Below are 17,795 nucleotides of genomic sequence, written 5' to 3' on the forward strand. Positions count from 1 at the left end.
GGTTGACGCGCCGGGGAGGCCGGGAGGGCCCGAAAGGGGACGGTCCGTTCGCCAGGACGGACGTTGCGCCCCCGGCCGGTCGGCGCGCAGGATCGAAGGCCGGGCCGTACGCCTCGCGAACTCGTGCGGCGTCCGCCCGGCAGCGCACCAGCACCGCCCCGACGAGGACAGGCGGCCGGTATGACGACATGGGTATCGGGGACGCGTCCGGCACCCCCGGGGGCCGGGGGCGTTCCCCGGCGCGGCCTGGTGCTGGGCGGCGGGGGCATGCTCGGCGCGGCGTGGACCGTCGGTGCGCTGCGCGCCGTCGAGGAGACGACCGGGCGGCCGCCGGGCGATGCGGAGGTGCTGCTCGGCACCTCGGCGGGCGCCATCCTCGGTGCGCTGCTGGCGGCTGGGGCGGACACCGGCCAGCTCCGCGACCACCAGCGCGGCCTGCCGATCGGCTCCGGGCCGCTGGCCGGGATCGAGTTCGACTACGACACGGCGGTCGGCGGCGCGCTGCCGCCGCGGCCCCGGGTCGGCATCGGCTCGCCGGGCCTGCTGCGGGACGCCGTCCGGCACCCGCGCACCTACCCCTGGCTCACCATGGTCTCGGCGATGGCGCCGCACGGCCGGGGCTCGCTGGCGTCGGTCGGCGCGCTGGTCGGCGGCCTGTTCGAAGGGGCGGACGGCACGGACGGCACGGGCAACGTGGGCGGCGCGGACGGCTGGCCGGCGGGCTCGGCGCTGCGCGTCGTCGCGGTGGACTACCGCACCGGCCGCCGGGTGGTCTTCGGCGACCCCGGCGCGCCCCCCGCCAGGGTCGACGAGGCGGTGATGGCCTCCTGCGCGATCCCCGGCTGGTTCGCGCCCGTCCCGGTCGGCGGCACCGAGTACGTGGACGGCGGCTGCTGGTCGGCCACCAACGCCGACCTGCTGCTGGACCGGGGCCTCGACGAGGTCTACGTGCTCGCCCCGATGGCGCTGCGCCCCGACCCGCCCGGGCGCCCGGAGCCCGACGACGGCGCGTCCGCCGCCACGCGCGCCCGGCGCGTGCGGGACCGGCTGCACGCCCCGCGCGAGCGGGACCGTCCGAGCGGGGTGCTCGCCCAGCTGGTCGCCCGCTACCGCCGGACGGTGACCCGCCAGCTGCTGCGGGAGGCCGGACTGCTGCGGGCGGGCGGCGTGCGCGTGCACCTGCTCGCTCCCACCCCCGCCGACCTGGCGGTGATGGGCCCGAACATGATGGACCCGGCCCGTCGCGGACCCGTCCTGGAGAGCGCGCTGGACACCTGCCGCCGCACCCTGGAGGCCGCCCGCTGACCGCCTCCGGAGGGGCCGGCGCCCGGGCCGACGGCGTGCGGGTGATCACGGCCCGCCGTCCGGCGCTTATTCTTGGGGCGCTGGAAGCTGTGCCGCTGGACGAACCGGAGAGTGCCACCGATGCGCGTGTACGTGCCCACCACCCTGACCGGCCTGGCGGCGGCGCACTCGGGCGGCGCGCTGGAGCAGTCCGCGGCGTACGCCGTGACGCCCGCGCTGCGCGAGTGGTACGTCAGCGACGACCTGGAGGAGCTGGAGTACGCGGCGCTGAACCGGGCCGCCCAGTCCTCGCTGCGCCTGCTGGCCGCCGAGCCGGACGCCCCGCGCCGCCGCGTCGTCGTGGCGCTCGACGTCGCCGACTCGGCGGTGAAGCCGTTCCCCGGCGACGAGTACCAGGACCAGGCCTCGCTCGGCCGGGTGGTGCTGGCCGGCCCGGTGAAGCTCGCCAAGGCGGCCTCGGTGCACGCGGACGTCGCCGACGTGGACGTGGTGGCCGACGTGGCGGCGGCCGTCGAGGCGGTGACGGCGGCGGACGCGGGCGACCAGGACGCCCAGTTCACCGTGGACGGCGCCGAGGACCACGACCTGCTCTGGTTCGCCACCCAGGAGATCGCCGCCCTGCTGGCCTGAGGCCCCGCCGGTCCGAGGGGCCGCTCGGCCGAGGCCCTGCTCACCGGTCCGTGCGCGGAGGTCCGCGCGCGGACCGGGGGTGAGCCCCGTCCTACCGGTCCGGCACCGCCCGGCGCTACCGTTCAACACGTGCGCACTCATATCGTCTGGGACTGGAACGGAACGCTCTTCCACGACATGGAAGCGGTGCTCGGCGCGAGCAACGCCGCCTTCGCGACCATCGGCGTCGGCCCGATGACGCTGGAGGAGTACCGCGAGCAGTACGAGATCCCGATCCCCCGGTTCTACCAGCGGCTGCTCGGCCGGCTGCCCTCCGACGCCGAGTGGCTGCGCCTGGACGACGCGTTCCACGACAGCTACCGCGAGCTGAGCACCGCCTGCGGCCTCACCGAGGGCGCCCGCGAGCTGCTGGACGGCTGGCGGGCGGCCGGGCGCAGCCAGTCGCTGCTCTCCATGTACGAGCACGACCGGCTGCTGCCGGTGGTCGAGGGCTTCGGCCTGACCCCCCAGTTCCTGCGGGTGGACGGGCGCAGCGGCCCGGCCGGCGGGCAGAAGGCCGAGCACCTGGTCCGGCACCTGGCCGCCCTCGGCGAGCAGGTGGACCCGGCCCGTACGGTGCTGATCGGCGACGCGGCGGACGACGCGCTGGCGGCCCTGAACGCGGGCGCGCACGCTGTGCTGTACACCGGCGGCTCGCACACCAGGGAGAAGCTGGAGCCGGTCGGTGTGCCGGTGGTGGACAGCCTGGCGGAGGCGGTGGAGCTGGCCGGCCGACTGGCCGGCTGACACGCCGCCGGGCCCGCACGCGGCGCCGGGCGTGTCGCGGACCACGTCCACCGTTGGCGTGTCCGGGCGGGCGAAGGGGCCCGCCGCTGGTCAGGCTGGACGGGTGCCGGGTCCGTCGTCGGAACGGGCCGGCCGCCGTGACGAGGAAGCGGAGCCAGCCATGCCCATCGACGCAGTCACCCAGGTCCCGGTCCCGGGCAACGAGCCGGTGCTCGGCTACGCGCCCGGCAGCCCGGAGCGGGAGCGTCTGGTGCGCCGGCTGGACGAGCTGGCGGCCGAGCAGATCCCGCTGCCGATGACCATCGGCGGCGAGCAGCGCTTCGGCGGCGGCGAGCGGATCGACGTCGTCCAGCCGCACCACCACGCGGCCAAGCTGGGCGTGCTCGGCAACGCCACCCGGGAGGACGCCCGGGCCGCGGTGGACGCCGCGCTGGCGGCCGGGCGGGAGTGGCGGGCGCTGTCCTTCGACGACCGGGCGGCGGTGTTCCTGCGCGCCGCCGACCTGCTGGCCGGGCCGTGGCGGGAGACGCTGAACGCGGCGACCATGCTCGGGCAGTCCAAGACGGCGCAGCAGGCCGAGATCGACTCGGCCTGCGAGCTGATCGACTTCTGGCGCTGGAACGTGCACTTCGCCCGGCAGATCCTGGCCGACCAGCCGGTCTCCTCGCCGGGGGTGTGGAACCGTACCGACCACCGCCCGCTGGAAGGTTTCGTCTACGCGATCACCCCGTTCAACTTCACCGCCATCGCCGGCAACCTGCCGACCGCGCCCGCGCTGATGGGCAACACGGTGGTGTGGAAGCCCGCGCCGACGCAGACGCTGGCCGCGCACCACCTGATGCGGCTGCTGGAGGCGGCCGGGCTGCCGCCCGGCGTGGTCAACCTGGTCACCGGCGACGGTCAGCAGCTGTCCGCGGTGGCGCTGGCCGATCCCGCGCTGGCCGGACTGCACTTCACCGGCTCCACCAAGACCTTCCGCTCGCTCTGGCAGACCGTCGGCGCCAACATCGGCGGCTACCGCACGTACCCGCGGATCGTCGGCGAGACCGGCGGCAAGGACTTCCTGCTGGCGCACCGCTCGGCGGACCCGGAGATCCTCAAGGCCGCCCTGATCCGCGGCGCCTTCGAGTACCAGGGCCAGAAGTGCTCGGCGCTCTCCCGCGCCTACCTGCCGCGCAGCCTCTGGCAGCGGATCAAGGACGACTTCCTGGCCGAGGTGGACGCGCTGGCCGTCGGTGACGTCACCGACCTGTCGAACTTCATGGGCGCGCTGATCGACCGGCGCGCGTTCGAGAAGAACCGGGACGCCATCGAGCGGGCCAAGGCCGACCCGACGGTGGAACTGGCGGCCGGCGGCCAGTACGACGACGCGATCGGCTGGTTCGTCCGCCCGACCGTGCTGGTCTCCTCGGACTTCCGCAACGAGATGTTCCGCACCGAGTACTTCGGCCCGATCCTGGCCGTGCACGTCTACGAGGACTCCCGCTGGGACGACGTGCTCGGCCGGGTCGACGCGGGAGCGCCGTACGGGCTGACCGGCTCGGTGGTGGCCCAGGACCGCTACGCCATCGCGCAGGCGGTGGAGGCGCTGCGGTTCGCCGCCGGGAACTTCTACATCAACGACAAGCCGACCGGCGCGGTGGTCGGCCAGCAGCCCTTCGGCGGCGGCCGGGCGTCGGGCACCAACGACAAGGCGGGCGCCGCGCAGAACCTGCTGCGGTGGACCTCCGCGAGGTCGATCAAGGAGACGTTCGTCCCGCCGACCTCGCACGTTCACCCGCACATGGGCTGAGCGTCCACGCTCCGCACACGGATCCCGCACGCCACTCCGTACGAAGTTTCGGCTTTCGGCGCAAACCGGCAGGCTGATTGGACAAGCTGTCCAGGACGGCTTCATCTTCCTGCAGGTTTGCGCCTGGTTGTCCCCTGACACCTTCGATTGATCCCGTTAGGCTGGCTGGCGTCGTCGGGTGACTCCGCAGGCCGAACGTCTCGTCCTACCCGCTGCAGAGGTGTTCCATGCGTGCCATGGAGCCCTTTCAGCAGGACGGTGCGGCAGTATTTTGCGGGAGACCCGGCGGTGTGAAGCGAGACCACCACCGAGTCACGCAACGGCGCGCGACAGGAGCCAAGAAGTCATGCAGACCAAGCTGGACGCAGCCAAGGCCGAACTGCTCAGGAAGGCAGCAGCAGCCGCTGAGAACAGCCAGGTGGGGGGAGCGGCGCCGGGGGAGGGACTGAGCAACGGCGCTCTGTCCGCGTACCTGCACCACTACTACCTCCACACCGCGCCCGAGGACCTGGTCGACCGCGACCCGGTCGACGTCTACGGCGCGGCCGCCTCGCACTACCGCCTGGGCCTCAAGCGGCCGCAGGGCACCGCCGAGGTGCGGGTGCACACCCCCTCGGTCGAGGAGAACGGCTGGTCCTGCGGCCACACCGTGGTCGAGGTCGTCACCGACGACATGCCGTTCCTGGTCGACTCGGTCACCAACGAGCTGTCCCGCCAGGACCGCGCGATCCACATCGTCATCCACCCCCAGCTGGTCGTCCGCCGTGACATCACCGGCAAGCTGCTGGAGATCCTCGACGTCGACGCCTGCGCCCGCAGCCAGGCCGCCGGCACCGAGCTGCCGGCCGACGCGACCGTCGAGTCGTGGATGCACATCGAGGTCGACCGCGAGACCGACCGCGACGACCTGCGCGAGATCGAGACCAACCTGCGCCGCGTGCTCGGCGACGTCCGCGAGGTCGTCGAGGACTGGACCAAGATGCGCGACTCCGCGCTGCGCCTGGCCGACGAGCTGGCCGAGCAGCCGCCCGTCGGGCTGCCCGAGCAGGAGGTCGGCGAGGCCTGGGAGCTGATGCGCTGGCTCGCCGACGACCACTTCACCTTCCTCGGCTACCGCGAGTACGACCTCGTCGAGCACGAGGGCGAGGAGGTCCTGCGGGCCGTCGCCGGCACCGGCCTCGGCATCCTGCGCTCCGACCCGGTCACCCGCGACGAGCAGCACCACGCCGTCAGCGAGGCCTTCGGCCGGCTCTCCGCGCCGGTGCGCGCCAAGGCGCACGAGAAGAAGCTGCTGGTCCTCACCAAGGCCAACAGCCGGGCCACCGTGCACCGCCCCTCCTACCTCGACTACGTCGGCGTGAAGAAGTTCGACGCCAACGGTGAGGTCATCGGCGAGCGCCGCTTCCTCGGCCTGTTCTCGGCCGCCGCCTACACCGAGTCGGTCAGCCGCATCCCGGTGGTCCGCCGCAAGGTCCAGGACGTCATCGCCGACTCCGGCTTCTCCACCGAGAGCCACGACGGCCGCGACCTGCTGCAGATCCTGGAGACCTTCCCCCGGGACGAGATCTTCCAGACCCAGGCCGACGAGCTGCTCCAGATCGCCACCAGCGTCCTCTACCTGCAGGAGCGCCGCCGGCTGCGGCTGTTCCTGCGCCAGGACGAGTACGGGCGCTACTTCTCCGCGCTGGTCTACCTGCCGCGCGACCGCTACACCACCCGCATCCGGCTGCGCCTCATGGACATCCTGATGCAGGAGCTCAACGGCGCCTCGATCGACTACACGGTCTGGTCGACGGAGTCGGTGCTGACCCGTCTGCACTTCGTCGTCCGGGTCACCCCCGGCAGCGAGTTGCCGCACCTGACCGAGGCCGAGGTCGAGCGGATCGAGGCCAAGCTGGCCGAGGCCGCCCGGTTCTGGATGGACGGCTTCAACGACCAGCTGCACGTCGAGCTGGGCGAGGAGAAGGCGGCCGAGCTCTCCCGCAAGTACGCCAACGCCTTCCCCGACGGCTACCGCGCGGACTTCACCGCACGCACCGCCGTGGCCGACCTCAAGCAGATCGAGTCGCTGCACGGCGAGGGCGACTTCCGGCTCAACCTGTACCAGCCGGTCGGCGCGGGCGACGACGAGCGCCGCTTCAAGATCTACCGGGTGGGCGGCCCGATCTCGCTCACCGAGGTGCTGCCGGTCCTCCAGCGCCTGGGCGTCGAGGTGCTCGACGAGCACCCGTACGCGCTGACCCGCTCCGACCAGACCACCGCCTGGGTCTACGACTTCGGCCTGCGGCTGCGCGAGGCCGTCGAGCTGACCGACGAGGCCCGCGACCGCTTCCAGGAGACCTTCGCCGCCACCTGGACCGGCAAGGCCGAGAACGACGGCTTCAACGAGCTGGTCCTGACCGCCGGGCTCACCTGGCGCCAGGCGATGATGCTGCGCGCGTACGCCAAGTACCTGCGCCAGGCGGGCTCCACGTTCTCCCAGGACTACATGGAGGACGCGCTCCGCAACAACACCCACACCACCCGCCTGCTGGTGAACCTCTTCGAGGCCCGGCTGAGCCCCAGCCACCAGCAGGGCGCGCTGGAGCTGACCGAGGGCATCCTGGAGGAGCTGTCCGGCGCGCTGGACGAGGTCGTCTCGCTGGACGAGGACCGCATCCTGCGTTCCTTCCTGCACCTCATCAAGGCCACCCTGCGGACCAACTTCTTCCAGCACGACGGCTCGGGCGTGTGGCACTCCTACGTGTCGATGAAGTTCGACCCGAAGGCCATCCCGGACCTGCCGGCCCCGCGCCCGGCGTTCGAGATCTGGGTCTACTCGCCGCAGGTCGAGGGCGTGCACCTGCGCTTCGGCAAGGTCGCCCGCGGTGGTCTGCGCTGGTCCGACCGGCGTGAGGACTTCCGCACCGAGATCCTCGGCCTGGTCAAGGCGCAGATGGTGAAGAACACCGTCATCGTGCCGGTCGGCTCCAAGGGCGGCTTCGTCGCCAAGCAGCTGCCGGACCCGTCGGTCGACCGCAACGCCTGGCTGGCCGAGGGCATCTCGTCCTACAAGACGTTCATCTCGGCGCTGCTGGACATCACCGACAACCTGGTCGGCGGCGAGGTCGTGCACCCGGCCGACGTGGTCCGCCACGACGAGGACGACACCTACCTCGTCGTCGCCGCCGACAAGGGCACCGCGACCTTCTCCGACATCGCCAACGGTGTCGCCGAGTCCTACGGCTTCTGGCTGGGCGACGCGTTCGCCTCCGGCGGCTCGGCCGGCTACGACCACAAGGGCATGGGCATCACCGCCCGGGGCGCCTGGGAGTCGGTCAAGCGCAACTTCCGCGAGCTGGGCCACGACACCCAGACCGAGGACTTCACCGTCGTCGGCATCGGCGACATGTCCGGTGACGTCTTCGGCAACGGCATGCTGCTCAGCGAGCACATCCGCCTGGTGGCCGCCTTCGACCACCGGCACATCTTCCTCGACCCCAACCCGGACGCGGCCGTCTCCTACGCCGAGCGCCGCCGCCTCTTCGAGCTGCCCCGCAGCTCCTGGGACGACTACGACAAGTCGCTGATCTCGGCGGGCGGCGGCGTCTTCCCGCGCAGCGCCAAGTCGATCCAGCTGTCGCCGCAGGTCCGGGCCGTGCTGGGGGTCTCCGACACCCGGCTCACCCCCGCCGAGCTGATGAAGGCGGTGCTGCAGGCGCCGGTCGACCTGTTCTGGAACGGCGGCATCGGCACCTACGTCAAGGCCTCCTCGGAGACCAACGCCGAGGTGGGCGACAAGGCCAACGACGCCATCCGCGTCAACGGCGAGCAGGTCCGCGCCCGCGTCGTCGGCGAGGGCGGCAACCTCGGCTGCACCCAGCTCGGCCGCATCGAGTACGCGTCCAACGGCGGCCCCGAGGGTGTCGGCGGCTGGATCAACACCGACGCCATCGACAACTCGGCCGGCGTGGACACCTCGGACCACGAGGTCAACATCAAGATCCTGCTCAACCAGGTGGTCGTCGACGGCGACATGACGGTCAAGCAGCGCAACACCCTGCTCGCCGAGATGACCGACGAGGTCGGCCACCTCGTGCTGCGCAACAACTACGCGCAGAACGTGGTGCTGGCCAACGCGGTCGCCCAGGCGCACAGCATGGTCAACGTCCACTCCCGGATGATCAACCGCCTGGAGTCGGACGGGCAGCTCGACCGGGCCCTGGAGTTCCTGCCCACCGAGCGGCAGATCCGCGACCGCCAGCAGAACGGCCGGGGCCTGTCCCAGCCCGAGATGTCGGTGCTGCTCGCCTACACCAAGATCACCCTGGCCGACGAGCTGCTCGCCACCGATCTGCCCGACGACCCGTTCTTCCGCACCGCGCTGCACGAGTACTTCCCGAGCGCGCTGCGGGCCCGGTTCGCCGAGCAGATCGACCGGCACCCGCTGCGCCGCGAGATCATCACCACGCTGATCGTCAACGACACGATCAACCGCGGTGGCTGCACCTTCGCCTTCCGCCTGAAGGAGGAGACCGGCGCGACCTACGAAGAGGTCGCCCGCACCCACGCCGCCGCCCGGGCCGTCTTCGGCCTGGAGGAGATCTGGTCGGAGATCGAGGGCCTGGACAACCGGGTCCCGGCCCGCGCCCAGACCAAGATGCGCCTGCACGCCCGCCGGCTCGTCGAGCGCGCCACCCGGTGGATGCTCAACAACCGGCGCCAGCCTCTCGACATCGCCGGCACCATCGAGTTCTTCCACGACCGGGTCAACCAGGTCTGGGGCTCGCTGCCCAAGCCGCTGCGCGGCGACGACCTCGTCTGGTTCGAGAAGGTCTACAACGAGCTCACCGAGGCCGGCGTGCCGGAGGAGCTCGCCACCCGGATCGCGGGCCTGTCGTCGACCTTCCCGACCCTGGACATCACCGAGGTCGCGGACCGCTCGGGCAAGGACGTCGCCCAGGTCGCCGAGCTCTACTACGACCTGGCCGACCGCCTGCAGATCACCCACCTGCTCGACCGCATCATCGAGCTGCCGCGCACCGACCGCTGGTCGTCGATGGCCCGCGCCGCCATCCGCGAGGACCTCTTCGCGGCCCACGCGGCGCTGACCGCCGACATCCTCGCTTGCGGTCCCGAGGCCGCCGCCCCCGAGGAGCGCTACACGGCCTGGGCGGACCTCAACTCCACCCTGCTGAACCGCGCCAAGAGCACCCTCGACGACATAAGGGGTTCGGACAACTACGAGCTGTCCAGCCTCTCCGTCGCGATGCGCGTCATCCGCACCCTGCTCCGCACGGGCTCGATGCGCTGACCCCCGGCTGACGCTGTGAACGGCGGGCCCGCGTCCCTGGTGGACGCGGGCCCGCCGTCTTACGCCGTCCGGCTCCGGAACTCCTCCGGGCCCGCGGACAGGTGGAGGTGTGGAACTGTCGCAGCGGGGACGGATACGGGATGGCGATCAGTGGGCGTTCGGGGAGCTGTTCGACGAGGCGGCGGGTGACCTGTACCGGTACGCCGTGCGGGCCACCGGGGACTGGGCGGTCGCGGAGGACGTCGTCCAGCTGACCTTCCTGGAGGCGTGGCGGCTGCGGCACAAGCTGCGCGAGGACGGCGGGGCGGTACGGCCCTGGCTGTTCGGGATCGCCGCCAACGTGCTGCGGAACACCGCCCGGGCGGCGCGTCGGCACCGGGCGGCGATGGAGCGGCTGCCGGCCCGGGACGTGGTGCCGGACTTCGCCGACGAGCTGGTGGGCCGGCTGGACGACAGCGCCCAGTTGGCCGCCGCCCGGCGGGCGCTGGGGCGGCTGCGGAAGGCCGAGCGGGAGGTGTTCGGGCTCTGCGTCTGGGGCGGGCTGGACTACGCGGGCGCGGCCGAGGCCCTGGGGGTGCCGATCGGCACGGTGCGTTCACGGCTCTCGCGCGCCCGGACCAAGCTGCGCGCGCTCGCCGACGAGGAACTGCGCAACGGCCGGGAACCGCGCCCGGCCCCCGGACAGGTACGGGGTGGCCGCGTCGACGCGGCCCGGTCGATACGGGAGACGAACCGATGAACGAGGACGAACGTGTCGAGCTGGACCGGCTGGTGCCGGGTCCGGCGAGGCCCGAGCTCTCCGCCGACCGCCACCGGTTGTTGAGGGGACATCTGATGAGCGAGATCCGGGAGACGAAGCCCGCGCGGGCCCGGCGCGGCCGGCTCGGCTGGGTGGCGGTGCCCGCCCTGGCGGGCGGACTGGCGCTGGCGCTGGTGCTGAGCAACGGCGGCACCGACGGCACGCCGGCGCCGCAGCAGCAGGCCCAGCAGGCGCCGCAGCAGGCGCAGCAGCAGGCCGGCGGCACGCTGAACGCCGCCCCCGTGGGCGCCGTCCAGCTGCTCACCCAGGCGGCCGACACCGCCGCCGGCAAGCCCGACCCCAAGCCGGGCAAGCAGCAGTTCGTGTACGTGGACAGCCTGGTGGCCTTCTCCAGCCTCAACATGAGCACCGGGGAGTCGAAGGTCGACCCCGCGCACCGCCGCCAGATCTGGCTCTCGGTGGACGGCAGCCAGCGGGGCGTCCTCAAGGAGGGGCGGGAGCAGGACGGCAAGCCCAACGCCCCGGAGAAGGCGAAGCCCGGGGAACCGGCGCCGCGCGCCGACGGCGGCATGTGGCTCGACCCGAACCCCAAGCCGGGCCTCAACGCCCCGACGTACGCGTACCTGGCCGCGCTGCCGACCGACCCGGAGGCGCTGCTGAAGAAGATCTACGCCGAGACCAAGGGCATGGGCCCGGGCCCCGACCAGGAGGCCTTCGTGACGATCGGCGACCTGCTGCGCGAGCAGATCGCCCCGCCGGCCGTCAGTGCCGCGCTCTACCGGGCCGCCGCGAAGATCCCCGGAGTCACCGTCGTGGACGACTCCGTGGACGCCTCGGGCCGGCACGGCGTGGCCGTGGCACGCGTGGACGGCGGAATCCGCACCGAGTGGATCTTCGACCCGAAGACCCACGAGTTCCTGGGCGAGCGCACCGTCGTCGCCGCCGAGGGCAACGAGTTCGGCAAGCCGGGCACCGTCACCGGCCACTCCGCCATCCTCGCCCGCACCGTCGTCGACCAGCCCGGGGAGGAGCCCCAGCAGAAGAACGCCTGAGCCGGAAGGGCTCGTACGAGAGACAGGTGACGCTGTGGGGCCCGGTACGAGCGGGCCCCACAGCCGTTTCCGGGCGCCTCGATGCCAGGGGCGTGTCCCGGGGGTGGGCGCGCAACCCGAACGCTACGTTGAGTGGCGGACCGCATGCGAACAGTTAGGATGGGCCTCACCTCGAAAGGAGGCCCGCCATGACGAGTCCCGTCAGTGAGATGAATCTGAAGATCGCGCAACTCCTCAAGGAAGCGCAACCCAGTGACATCGTTGACATCCTGACGAATCCCGATGAGCAAGGACTGCTCAAGGCCGACAACAACCACAACAACGGAACCAACAACAACAACCCCAAGAAGTTGGCGCAGTAACCTCCGGAATGCCCGGGCGTGTCTGCCCCGAAGTGCCGATGGCTCCTGTGCGGTATTCGCGCAGGGGCCGCTCTCGTGAAGGGATCGAAATACGTGCTGGACACGCTCCTCGTCTTCCCGCCGCAGTGGAGTGCCTTTCAGCCCTCCCTTTCCCTGCCGTCGCTCTCCGCCTGGCTGAGGCGCGCGGGCTACGGCGTCCACTCCCTCGACCTGAACGTCCTCTTCTACGACTGGCTGCTCTCCGAGCGGTGCGCCGACCTGCTCGCCAGGGAGGTTGCCGGGCTGGACCAGCCGTCCGACATCAAGGACGCCTACCTGGCGGTGTTCGCCAGTTCCGCGGACTTCCGCGCCGACCTCGCGAGGTTGAGGGGCGCCGACGCCGGCGCCGACGGGGAGGGGGGAGACGAGTACTTCGACCGCCACTACCTGGCAGTGAGGTCCCTGGGGACCTACCTGTACGCGGTCTCCCAGGTCTGCGAGCAGTTCGCGGTCGGGCCGTACAGTTTCCAGCTCGCCGAGGGGAACCTGTCGTCGGCGGCACTGGAGCGGATGGTGGAATCCCCTCCGCCACTGCTCCTGGAATTCGCCCGCGAGATGGTCGAGGAGCACATCCTCGCCCGGCCGGCCCGTTCCATCGGACTTTCCTGTATCGGGCAGGAACAGCTCTACTTCACGCTGCTCCTCGGATCCGTCCTGAAACAGCGGACGGACGTGCCGATCCTCGTCGGCGGCACGATCTTCTCCCGGATCTTCGAGCGTGGCGTCCTCAAGCCGGAGTGGTTCGAGCGGTTCTTCGACGTGGTCGTCCGCAACGAGGGTGAGCGGCCGGCGGAGCACATCCTGCGCAACCTGCGCGACGGACTGCCGCTGACCGAGGGCGTGCCGGGCGTGGTGTACCGCAGCAGCGACGGGCGCGTCGTCTCCGCGAAGCCGAGCGCTCCGCTCCGGCCGCAGGAGATCCCGGTGCCGGACTTCGACGACCTGCCGCTCACCCGGTACCTGTCGGCGGAGACCACCCTGCCGCTGCTCTCCTCGCGCGGCTGCTACTGGGGGAAGTGCGAGTTCTGCCATCACGGGATGGTCTACGGCGAGAAGTACGCCGGTTACCAGGTCGACACGGTCATCGATACCCTCAGGAGCCTCTCCGACCGGTACGGCGTGCGGCACTTCTCGTTCAACGACGAGGCGGTCCCGCCGAAGCTCGCCCGCCTCCTCGGGGAGCGGACCCCGGCCCGGGACACCACCGGATGGCACTTTACCGGGCTCATGAAGTTCGAGGACTTCTTCCAGCGGGAGGACTTCGCCAACCTCCACCGGATGGGCTTCCGGTCGCTCTACGTCGGGCTGGAGTCCGCGTCCGAGCGGGTGCTGGCGCTGATGCGCAAGAACACCCGCCGGGAGGTGATGGTCCGCAACCTCTCCGACGCCACCCTCGCCGGGATCTGGATGCACTGCTTCCTGTTCTTCGGCTTCCCCGGGGAGACCGAGGCGGAGGCCAAGGAGACCTTCGACTTCGTCCTGGAGAACCCGGAGATCATCGGCTCCTTCGGGGCCGGCACCTTCTCCCTGGAGCACAACGCGCCGATCTTCCGCCATCTGGAGGACTTCGGCCTGAGTCTCAAGCGGGCCGCCGGAGAGGACATCGACGTCTACTACGACTACGAGGTCGCCGAGGGGCTGACCCCGGAACGTGCGGCGGATTGGGCCCAGGAGTTGAACGACGCGGCGGCCGACATCCCCGGGTACTACAGCGCGGGCTGGGTGCCGCGGGAACTGCTGCTCGGCCTGCTGTCCCGGATGAGTCCGGCCGAACTCGTCGAGCGGGGGACGAAGCTCCGCCGCGACTCCGGCTTCCCCGCCGCCGTCCCGCTGCGCCACGTGGTCAGCCGCTCCCCGCATCCCGACCGGCCCGACCAGTCGATCGTCATCAACCGGGTCAACGGCAACGTCCTCCTCGTCGGCGGTGGGGCCCGCCTCCTCCTGGACGCCTGCCTGGAGTCCGACCTCGACCTCGGCACCCTGCGGACGCTGGCCCCGGTCCTCCTCGACCGCCTCTGCCCGCCGAAGCCCCCGGCGGCCGATGCGGACATCGACGTGAACGTCCGCGAGCCCGTCCCCGTCGGGGCCGGTTAGCCGCGCCGGGCAGGGCCGGGTCCCGGGTGAAAGCGGTTCACCCCTCACGACACGCGCTGAATCGGTCTCTTCGGTGGGCCCGCGCCTCTGGGTGCGGGCCCCCTGCTTTCCTGCGGCAGCGCGGTGGAAGATCCCGGCGGCTTCGCCACGGCCGGGTGGCTCCGATCGGGGCGCCTGGTGTCAAGCAGCGGTGATCACGCCATCGAAGGCCGGTTTCCGGTCTGATGATCGATCCCCAGGCTGATCGACTGCGGGGCCTTCGCCATGCGTGCCAGAGTAACCGCCATGGCATGGATGAAATGTCATATGTGGCATGTCCATACCGTGGGATTCCGAAGACGGAGCAGAGGAGGAGTAGGACGATGCGAACGAACCGACTCGGCCTGACGCTGGCCGGTGCCGCCGGTGCGGTGGCGATGCTGGCGGCGCCCACCCAGGCGGGTGCCGCCCAGACCGGCGCCGCGAACACGACCGCCACCGCGGAGATCTGCAGCTCGACCAAGCTGCAGGCCGGGCTGGCGACCTGGCTGTGCGCCGAGGTGAACGGCAGCGACGTGCAGTTGGTGGGCTGGATCTACCTGGCCGGCCCGCCGAGCCCGGGCGGCCCGTACCCGCAGCCCGAGGACCTGGTGACCGTGCTGTCCGGTGAGGTGGTGGGCGGCAACTCGCTCGGCTCGCTCAACCGGTGGACGCGTTTCGATCTCAGCAGGACCGCCGTGCGCGGCGTCGGCGGCACCGTGGCGTGCGGCTCCACCGTGCACGGCAGCTTCAGCGTCACCAAGCCCGGCTGGGGATCGACGCCGGTCACCCTCGACGCCGTGGTGCCCTGTTGATCTGACCGGCGGGTCACCGGGGTAGGGGCGGGCCCGGGGGTCGGGGGACTCCGGGCCCGGTCCGGCGGCAGCCCTGTCCGGGCCGGGGTCGCCCGGTCACTCGAACGCCCCTGGCGGATGGCACGTACCGCAGTCCTGCTGTTGACTCGTTCGTACCGGACCCACCTGTCCCGGTGCGGAGGCGACTGCCCCCACCGCACCCGGTCCCTTGGTACCTGCGCGTCATCGGGGCGTTCCTCCCCGCAGCCCGAGGCGGCGGTCTCACCTGCCTGGTCACTCCTCCTGCCCAGGCGACCCTGGAAGGAACGGTCGTACCGCTATGGCCGGAGCCAAGAACGGCGTCTTCGCCGAGAAGATCTCCCCGTACCTGCGCAGGAAGCGCGAGGAGGCCGGTGAACCGCTCCCCTTCCTCGATCTGCAGTACGTCATCGATCCGGCGGAGACGGCCGGGCGCACCTTCGAGGTCGCACGTCATTACGAGTCCGAGATGCACCCCGTCTTCGAGGGGCGCCGGCTGCGCGGCGTCGAGAAGCTGTACCGGCGGACGCTGTTGGTCGAACCCACCACGATCTGTGCCGCGCACTGCCGCTGGTGCATCCGCGGGCAGTACGACACCTTGACGCTCTCCCGCGAGGACCTGGAACTGATCGCCCGCTACTGCGGTACGGCCCCGGAGAACCGGGACGTCCGTGAGGTGCTCGTCACCGGCGGCGACCCGCTGGTCCTGGTCGACCGGATCGAATGGCTGCTGGACGCGCTGGAGGAGCACGCGCCCCAGGTCGAGACCGTGCGCATCGCCACCCGGGTGCCGCTCCAGGACCCGCGCCGGGTCGACGCGCGCATGCAGCGTGCGTTACGGCGCCGCTCGGCGTTCCGGATCGAGATCGCCACGCACATCAACCACAAGGGCGAGCTGTTCCCCGAGGTCAGGGACGCGTACGCGGCACTCCGGGAAACCGGCGCACGCCTCTACGACCAGACGGTGCTGCTGCGAGGACTCAACGACACCCTCGACACCCTCGTCGAACTCTTCGACGAGCTGCGCTCCATGGACATCGAGGCGCACTACCTGTTCCACTGCGTCCCGATCCGCGGCATGAACCACCACCGCACGTCCGTCGCGGAGGGCCTCGAACTGCACCGCCGACTGGGCGCCTCGGGCCTGGTGTCCGGCCGCGTGCGCCCGCACTTCACCCTGATGACGGACGTGGGCAAGGTGCCGCTGTACGAGGGCTCGATCATCGGCCGCGACGAGAACGACCGCCTCCTGATCCGGACCGGCTACCGGTACGCGGAGCGGGCGGCCTGGGTGCCCGGCTGGCGGCTGCCCGACACCGCCCACGTCGATGACGACGGGTTCCTGCGGGTCTGGTACCTGGACGCCGCCGGCGGGAAGGCCGGGTCCTGATGCCGCGCCTCTGGCTCCACAACGCCTGGACCGAGCACATGGTCGACCGCATGGACCTGCTCACACGGGACGACATCGACGACCACCTGTTCGGGACGAAGCGCCTGGTGTGGCTGGCGCGGGACGGGGACGCCCTTGTCCTGCCGGGGCCCGTCCCCGGCGCCTTCCTCGCACACGTCGCGCGGCACACCGGCATCCGCCCGGACCGCGTCCACGTGGTCGCGCCGGACGCGGACATCCTCACCCAGGGGGTGCTGCACTCGGCGCACGTCCTGGGCCGTCTGCGCGAACTGGTGACCCCCGACTGGGAGTTCCGCCCCTACATCCACGACCGGGGCGCCGAGATCCTCGCACAGGAACTGGGTCTCGTCACCGGGTCGCGGTTCATGGCGGAAGGCGGCGCGGAACTCCTCAACAGCAAGGTCGTCTTCCGTGCCCTGGCGGCGGGGGCCGGGTTCGCCGTTCCGGACGGCATCGCGTGCCGCACCAGCGAGGACCTGGTCCGCACCCTGCGCCGGCTCCTCGCCACGCACAAGTCCGTCATCCTCAAACGCGACCGCGCGGTCGGCGGCCACGGCAACACCGTGATCACCACCGAGCCGGGCCTGGAGGGCACCGGGGCCCTGCGCACCATCGTCCTCGATGACGCGGCCGACCACGGTCAGGTCCTCGAGGAGACCGGACTGACCGCCACCCACGCCCCGCTGGGAGAGGTCGTCCTGGAGGTGTTCCACCCCGGCTGCACGTCCGTGTACGTCGAGGTGGACTGCCCGGAGCGCGGCGAGCCCGTCGTCCTCAACGGGGGACGCCTCCGCATCGACCGGCACCCACCGGTCTTCGCCGGACTCGTACTGCCGCCCGGGAGCGTGCCGGGGCCGGCCTGGGAGCGGTTCACCGCCGAGGCCCTGCGGCTGGCCCGCCTCATCCGGGACCTCGGCTATCGCGGCCCGGCCAGCATCGACGCCGTGATCGACCAGGCCGGGGACGTGTGGTTCAACGAGGTCAACGCGCGGATGGGCGCCAGCACCCATCTGCACCACATCGCCGAGACCCTGGTGGGCCCGCACTGGACGGACAGCCATGTCCTGGTCAGCAGGGTCAACGTCCGGGCGCCCGCGCTCGACCGGCTGCTGCCGGCCCTGGGGGAGCGCGGACTCGCCTGGGATCCACGGCGCCGGCGTGGCATCGTCATCGCCTCCGACGCCACGGCCTCCGCCGGGACTCTCGAATACGTCGTGCTCGCCCACGACCACGAGGAAGCCGAACTCCTGGAGGACCGGCTGACCGCCGTCCTGTCTCACCACGACCGGTGACGACCACCGCAGGTTCTTTCCCGGCGGGCCCGGGTCCGTGGACGCGGGCCCGCCGGTGCTGATCCCCTCCTCGACTGCCTCCGCCCCCGCCGTGGTCGCGGCGGGCCGGTCGATGGCTTCTCCCCGAT

General features: G+C 71.6%; 12 protein-coding genes. All 12 read left to right on the forward strand.

The genetic code is table 11. The features are described from left to right. Positions 1 to 180: 180 nt before the first annotated feature. Positions 181 to 1,305, forward strand: a complete 1,125-nt coding sequence (locus ACFVVU_RS19345) for a patatin-like phospholipase family protein (protein WP_387791135.1) — start codon at positions 181 to 183, stop codon at positions 1,303 to 1,305. 120 nt (positions 1,306 to 1,425) lie between these two features. Then, positions 1,426 to 1,935: a DUF6912 family protein gene (locus tag ACFVVU_RS19350; RefSeq protein WP_387791137.1), complete on the forward strand. Its 510-nt coding sequence runs from the start codon at positions 1,426 to 1,428 to the stop codon at positions 1,933 to 1,935. A gap of 129 nt (positions 1,936 to 2,064) precedes the next feature. Beyond that, positions 2,065 to 2,721 (forward strand): HAD family hydrolase, encoded by a 657-nt coding sequence (locus ACFVVU_RS19355; protein WP_380685110.1) that lies wholly within the window; start codon positions 2,065 to 2,067, stop codon positions 2,719 to 2,721. A 166-nt stretch (positions 2,722 to 2,887) separates the two neighbouring features. After that, entirely contained in the window at positions 2,888 to 4,513 is a 1,626-nt protein-coding gene (gene pruA, locus ACFVVU_RS19360; protein WP_380685112.1) for an L-glutamate gamma-semialdehyde dehydrogenase, read from the forward strand. 346 nt (positions 4,514 to 4,859) lie between these two features. After that, positions 4,860 to 9,806 (forward strand): NAD-glutamate dehydrogenase, encoded by a 4,947-nt coding sequence (locus ACFVVU_RS19365; protein ID WP_387791139.1) that lies wholly within the window; start codon positions 4,860 to 4,862, stop codon positions 9,804 to 9,806. A gap of 109 nt (positions 9,807 to 9,915) precedes the next feature. After that, on the forward strand, positions 9,916 to 10,545 hold the full coding sequence (locus ACFVVU_RS19370; RefSeq protein WP_380686744.1) for an RNA polymerase sigma factor: 630 nt from the start codon (positions 9,916 to 9,918) through the stop codon (positions 10,543 to 10,545). After that, entirely contained in the window at positions 10,542 to 11,618 is a 1,077-nt protein-coding gene (locus ACFVVU_RS19375; RefSeq protein WP_387791141.1) for a CU044_5270 family protein, read from the forward strand. Before ACFVVU_RS19370 ends, ACFVVU_RS19375 begins: the two co-directional genes overlap by 4 nt. A gap of 188 nt (positions 11,619 to 11,806) precedes the next feature. Next, positions 11,807 to 11,980, forward strand: a complete 174-nt coding sequence (locus tag ACFVVU_RS19380) for a hypothetical protein (protein ID WP_380686749.1) — start codon at positions 11,807 to 11,809, stop codon at positions 11,978 to 11,980. Between the two features lie 93 nt (positions 11,981 to 12,073). Further along, on the forward strand, positions 12,074 to 14,113 hold the full coding sequence (locus ACFVVU_RS19385) for a B12-binding domain-containing radical SAM protein (protein WP_387791143.1): 2,040 nt from the start codon (positions 12,074 to 12,076) through the stop codon (positions 14,111 to 14,113). 362 nt (positions 14,114 to 14,475) lie between these two features. Next, positions 14,476 to 14,946, forward strand: a complete 471-nt coding sequence (locus ACFVVU_RS19390) for a hypothetical protein (protein ID WP_387791145.1) — start codon at positions 14,476 to 14,478, stop codon at positions 14,944 to 14,946. 319 nt (positions 14,947 to 15,265) lie between these two features. Next, complete coding sequence (locus tag ACFVVU_RS19395) at positions 15,266 to 16,354, forward strand: radical SAM protein (protein WP_387791146.1); 1,089 nt, start codon at positions 15,266 to 15,268, stop codon at positions 16,352 to 16,354. After that, complete coding sequence (locus ACFVVU_RS19400) at positions 16,354 to 17,667, forward strand: peptide ligase PGM1-related protein (RefSeq protein WP_387791148.1); 1,314 nt, start codon at positions 16,354 to 16,356, stop codon at positions 17,665 to 17,667. The genes ACFVVU_RS19395 and ACFVVU_RS19400 overlap by 1 nt, the downstream gene beginning before the upstream one ends. The last annotated feature ends 128 nt before the right edge of the window (positions 17,668 to 17,795 follow it).

The organism is Kitasatospora sp. NPDC057965 (assembly GCF_042887135.1).
Taxonomy (GTDB): Bacteria; Actinomycetota; Actinomycetes; order Streptomycetales; family Streptomycetaceae; genus Kitasatospora.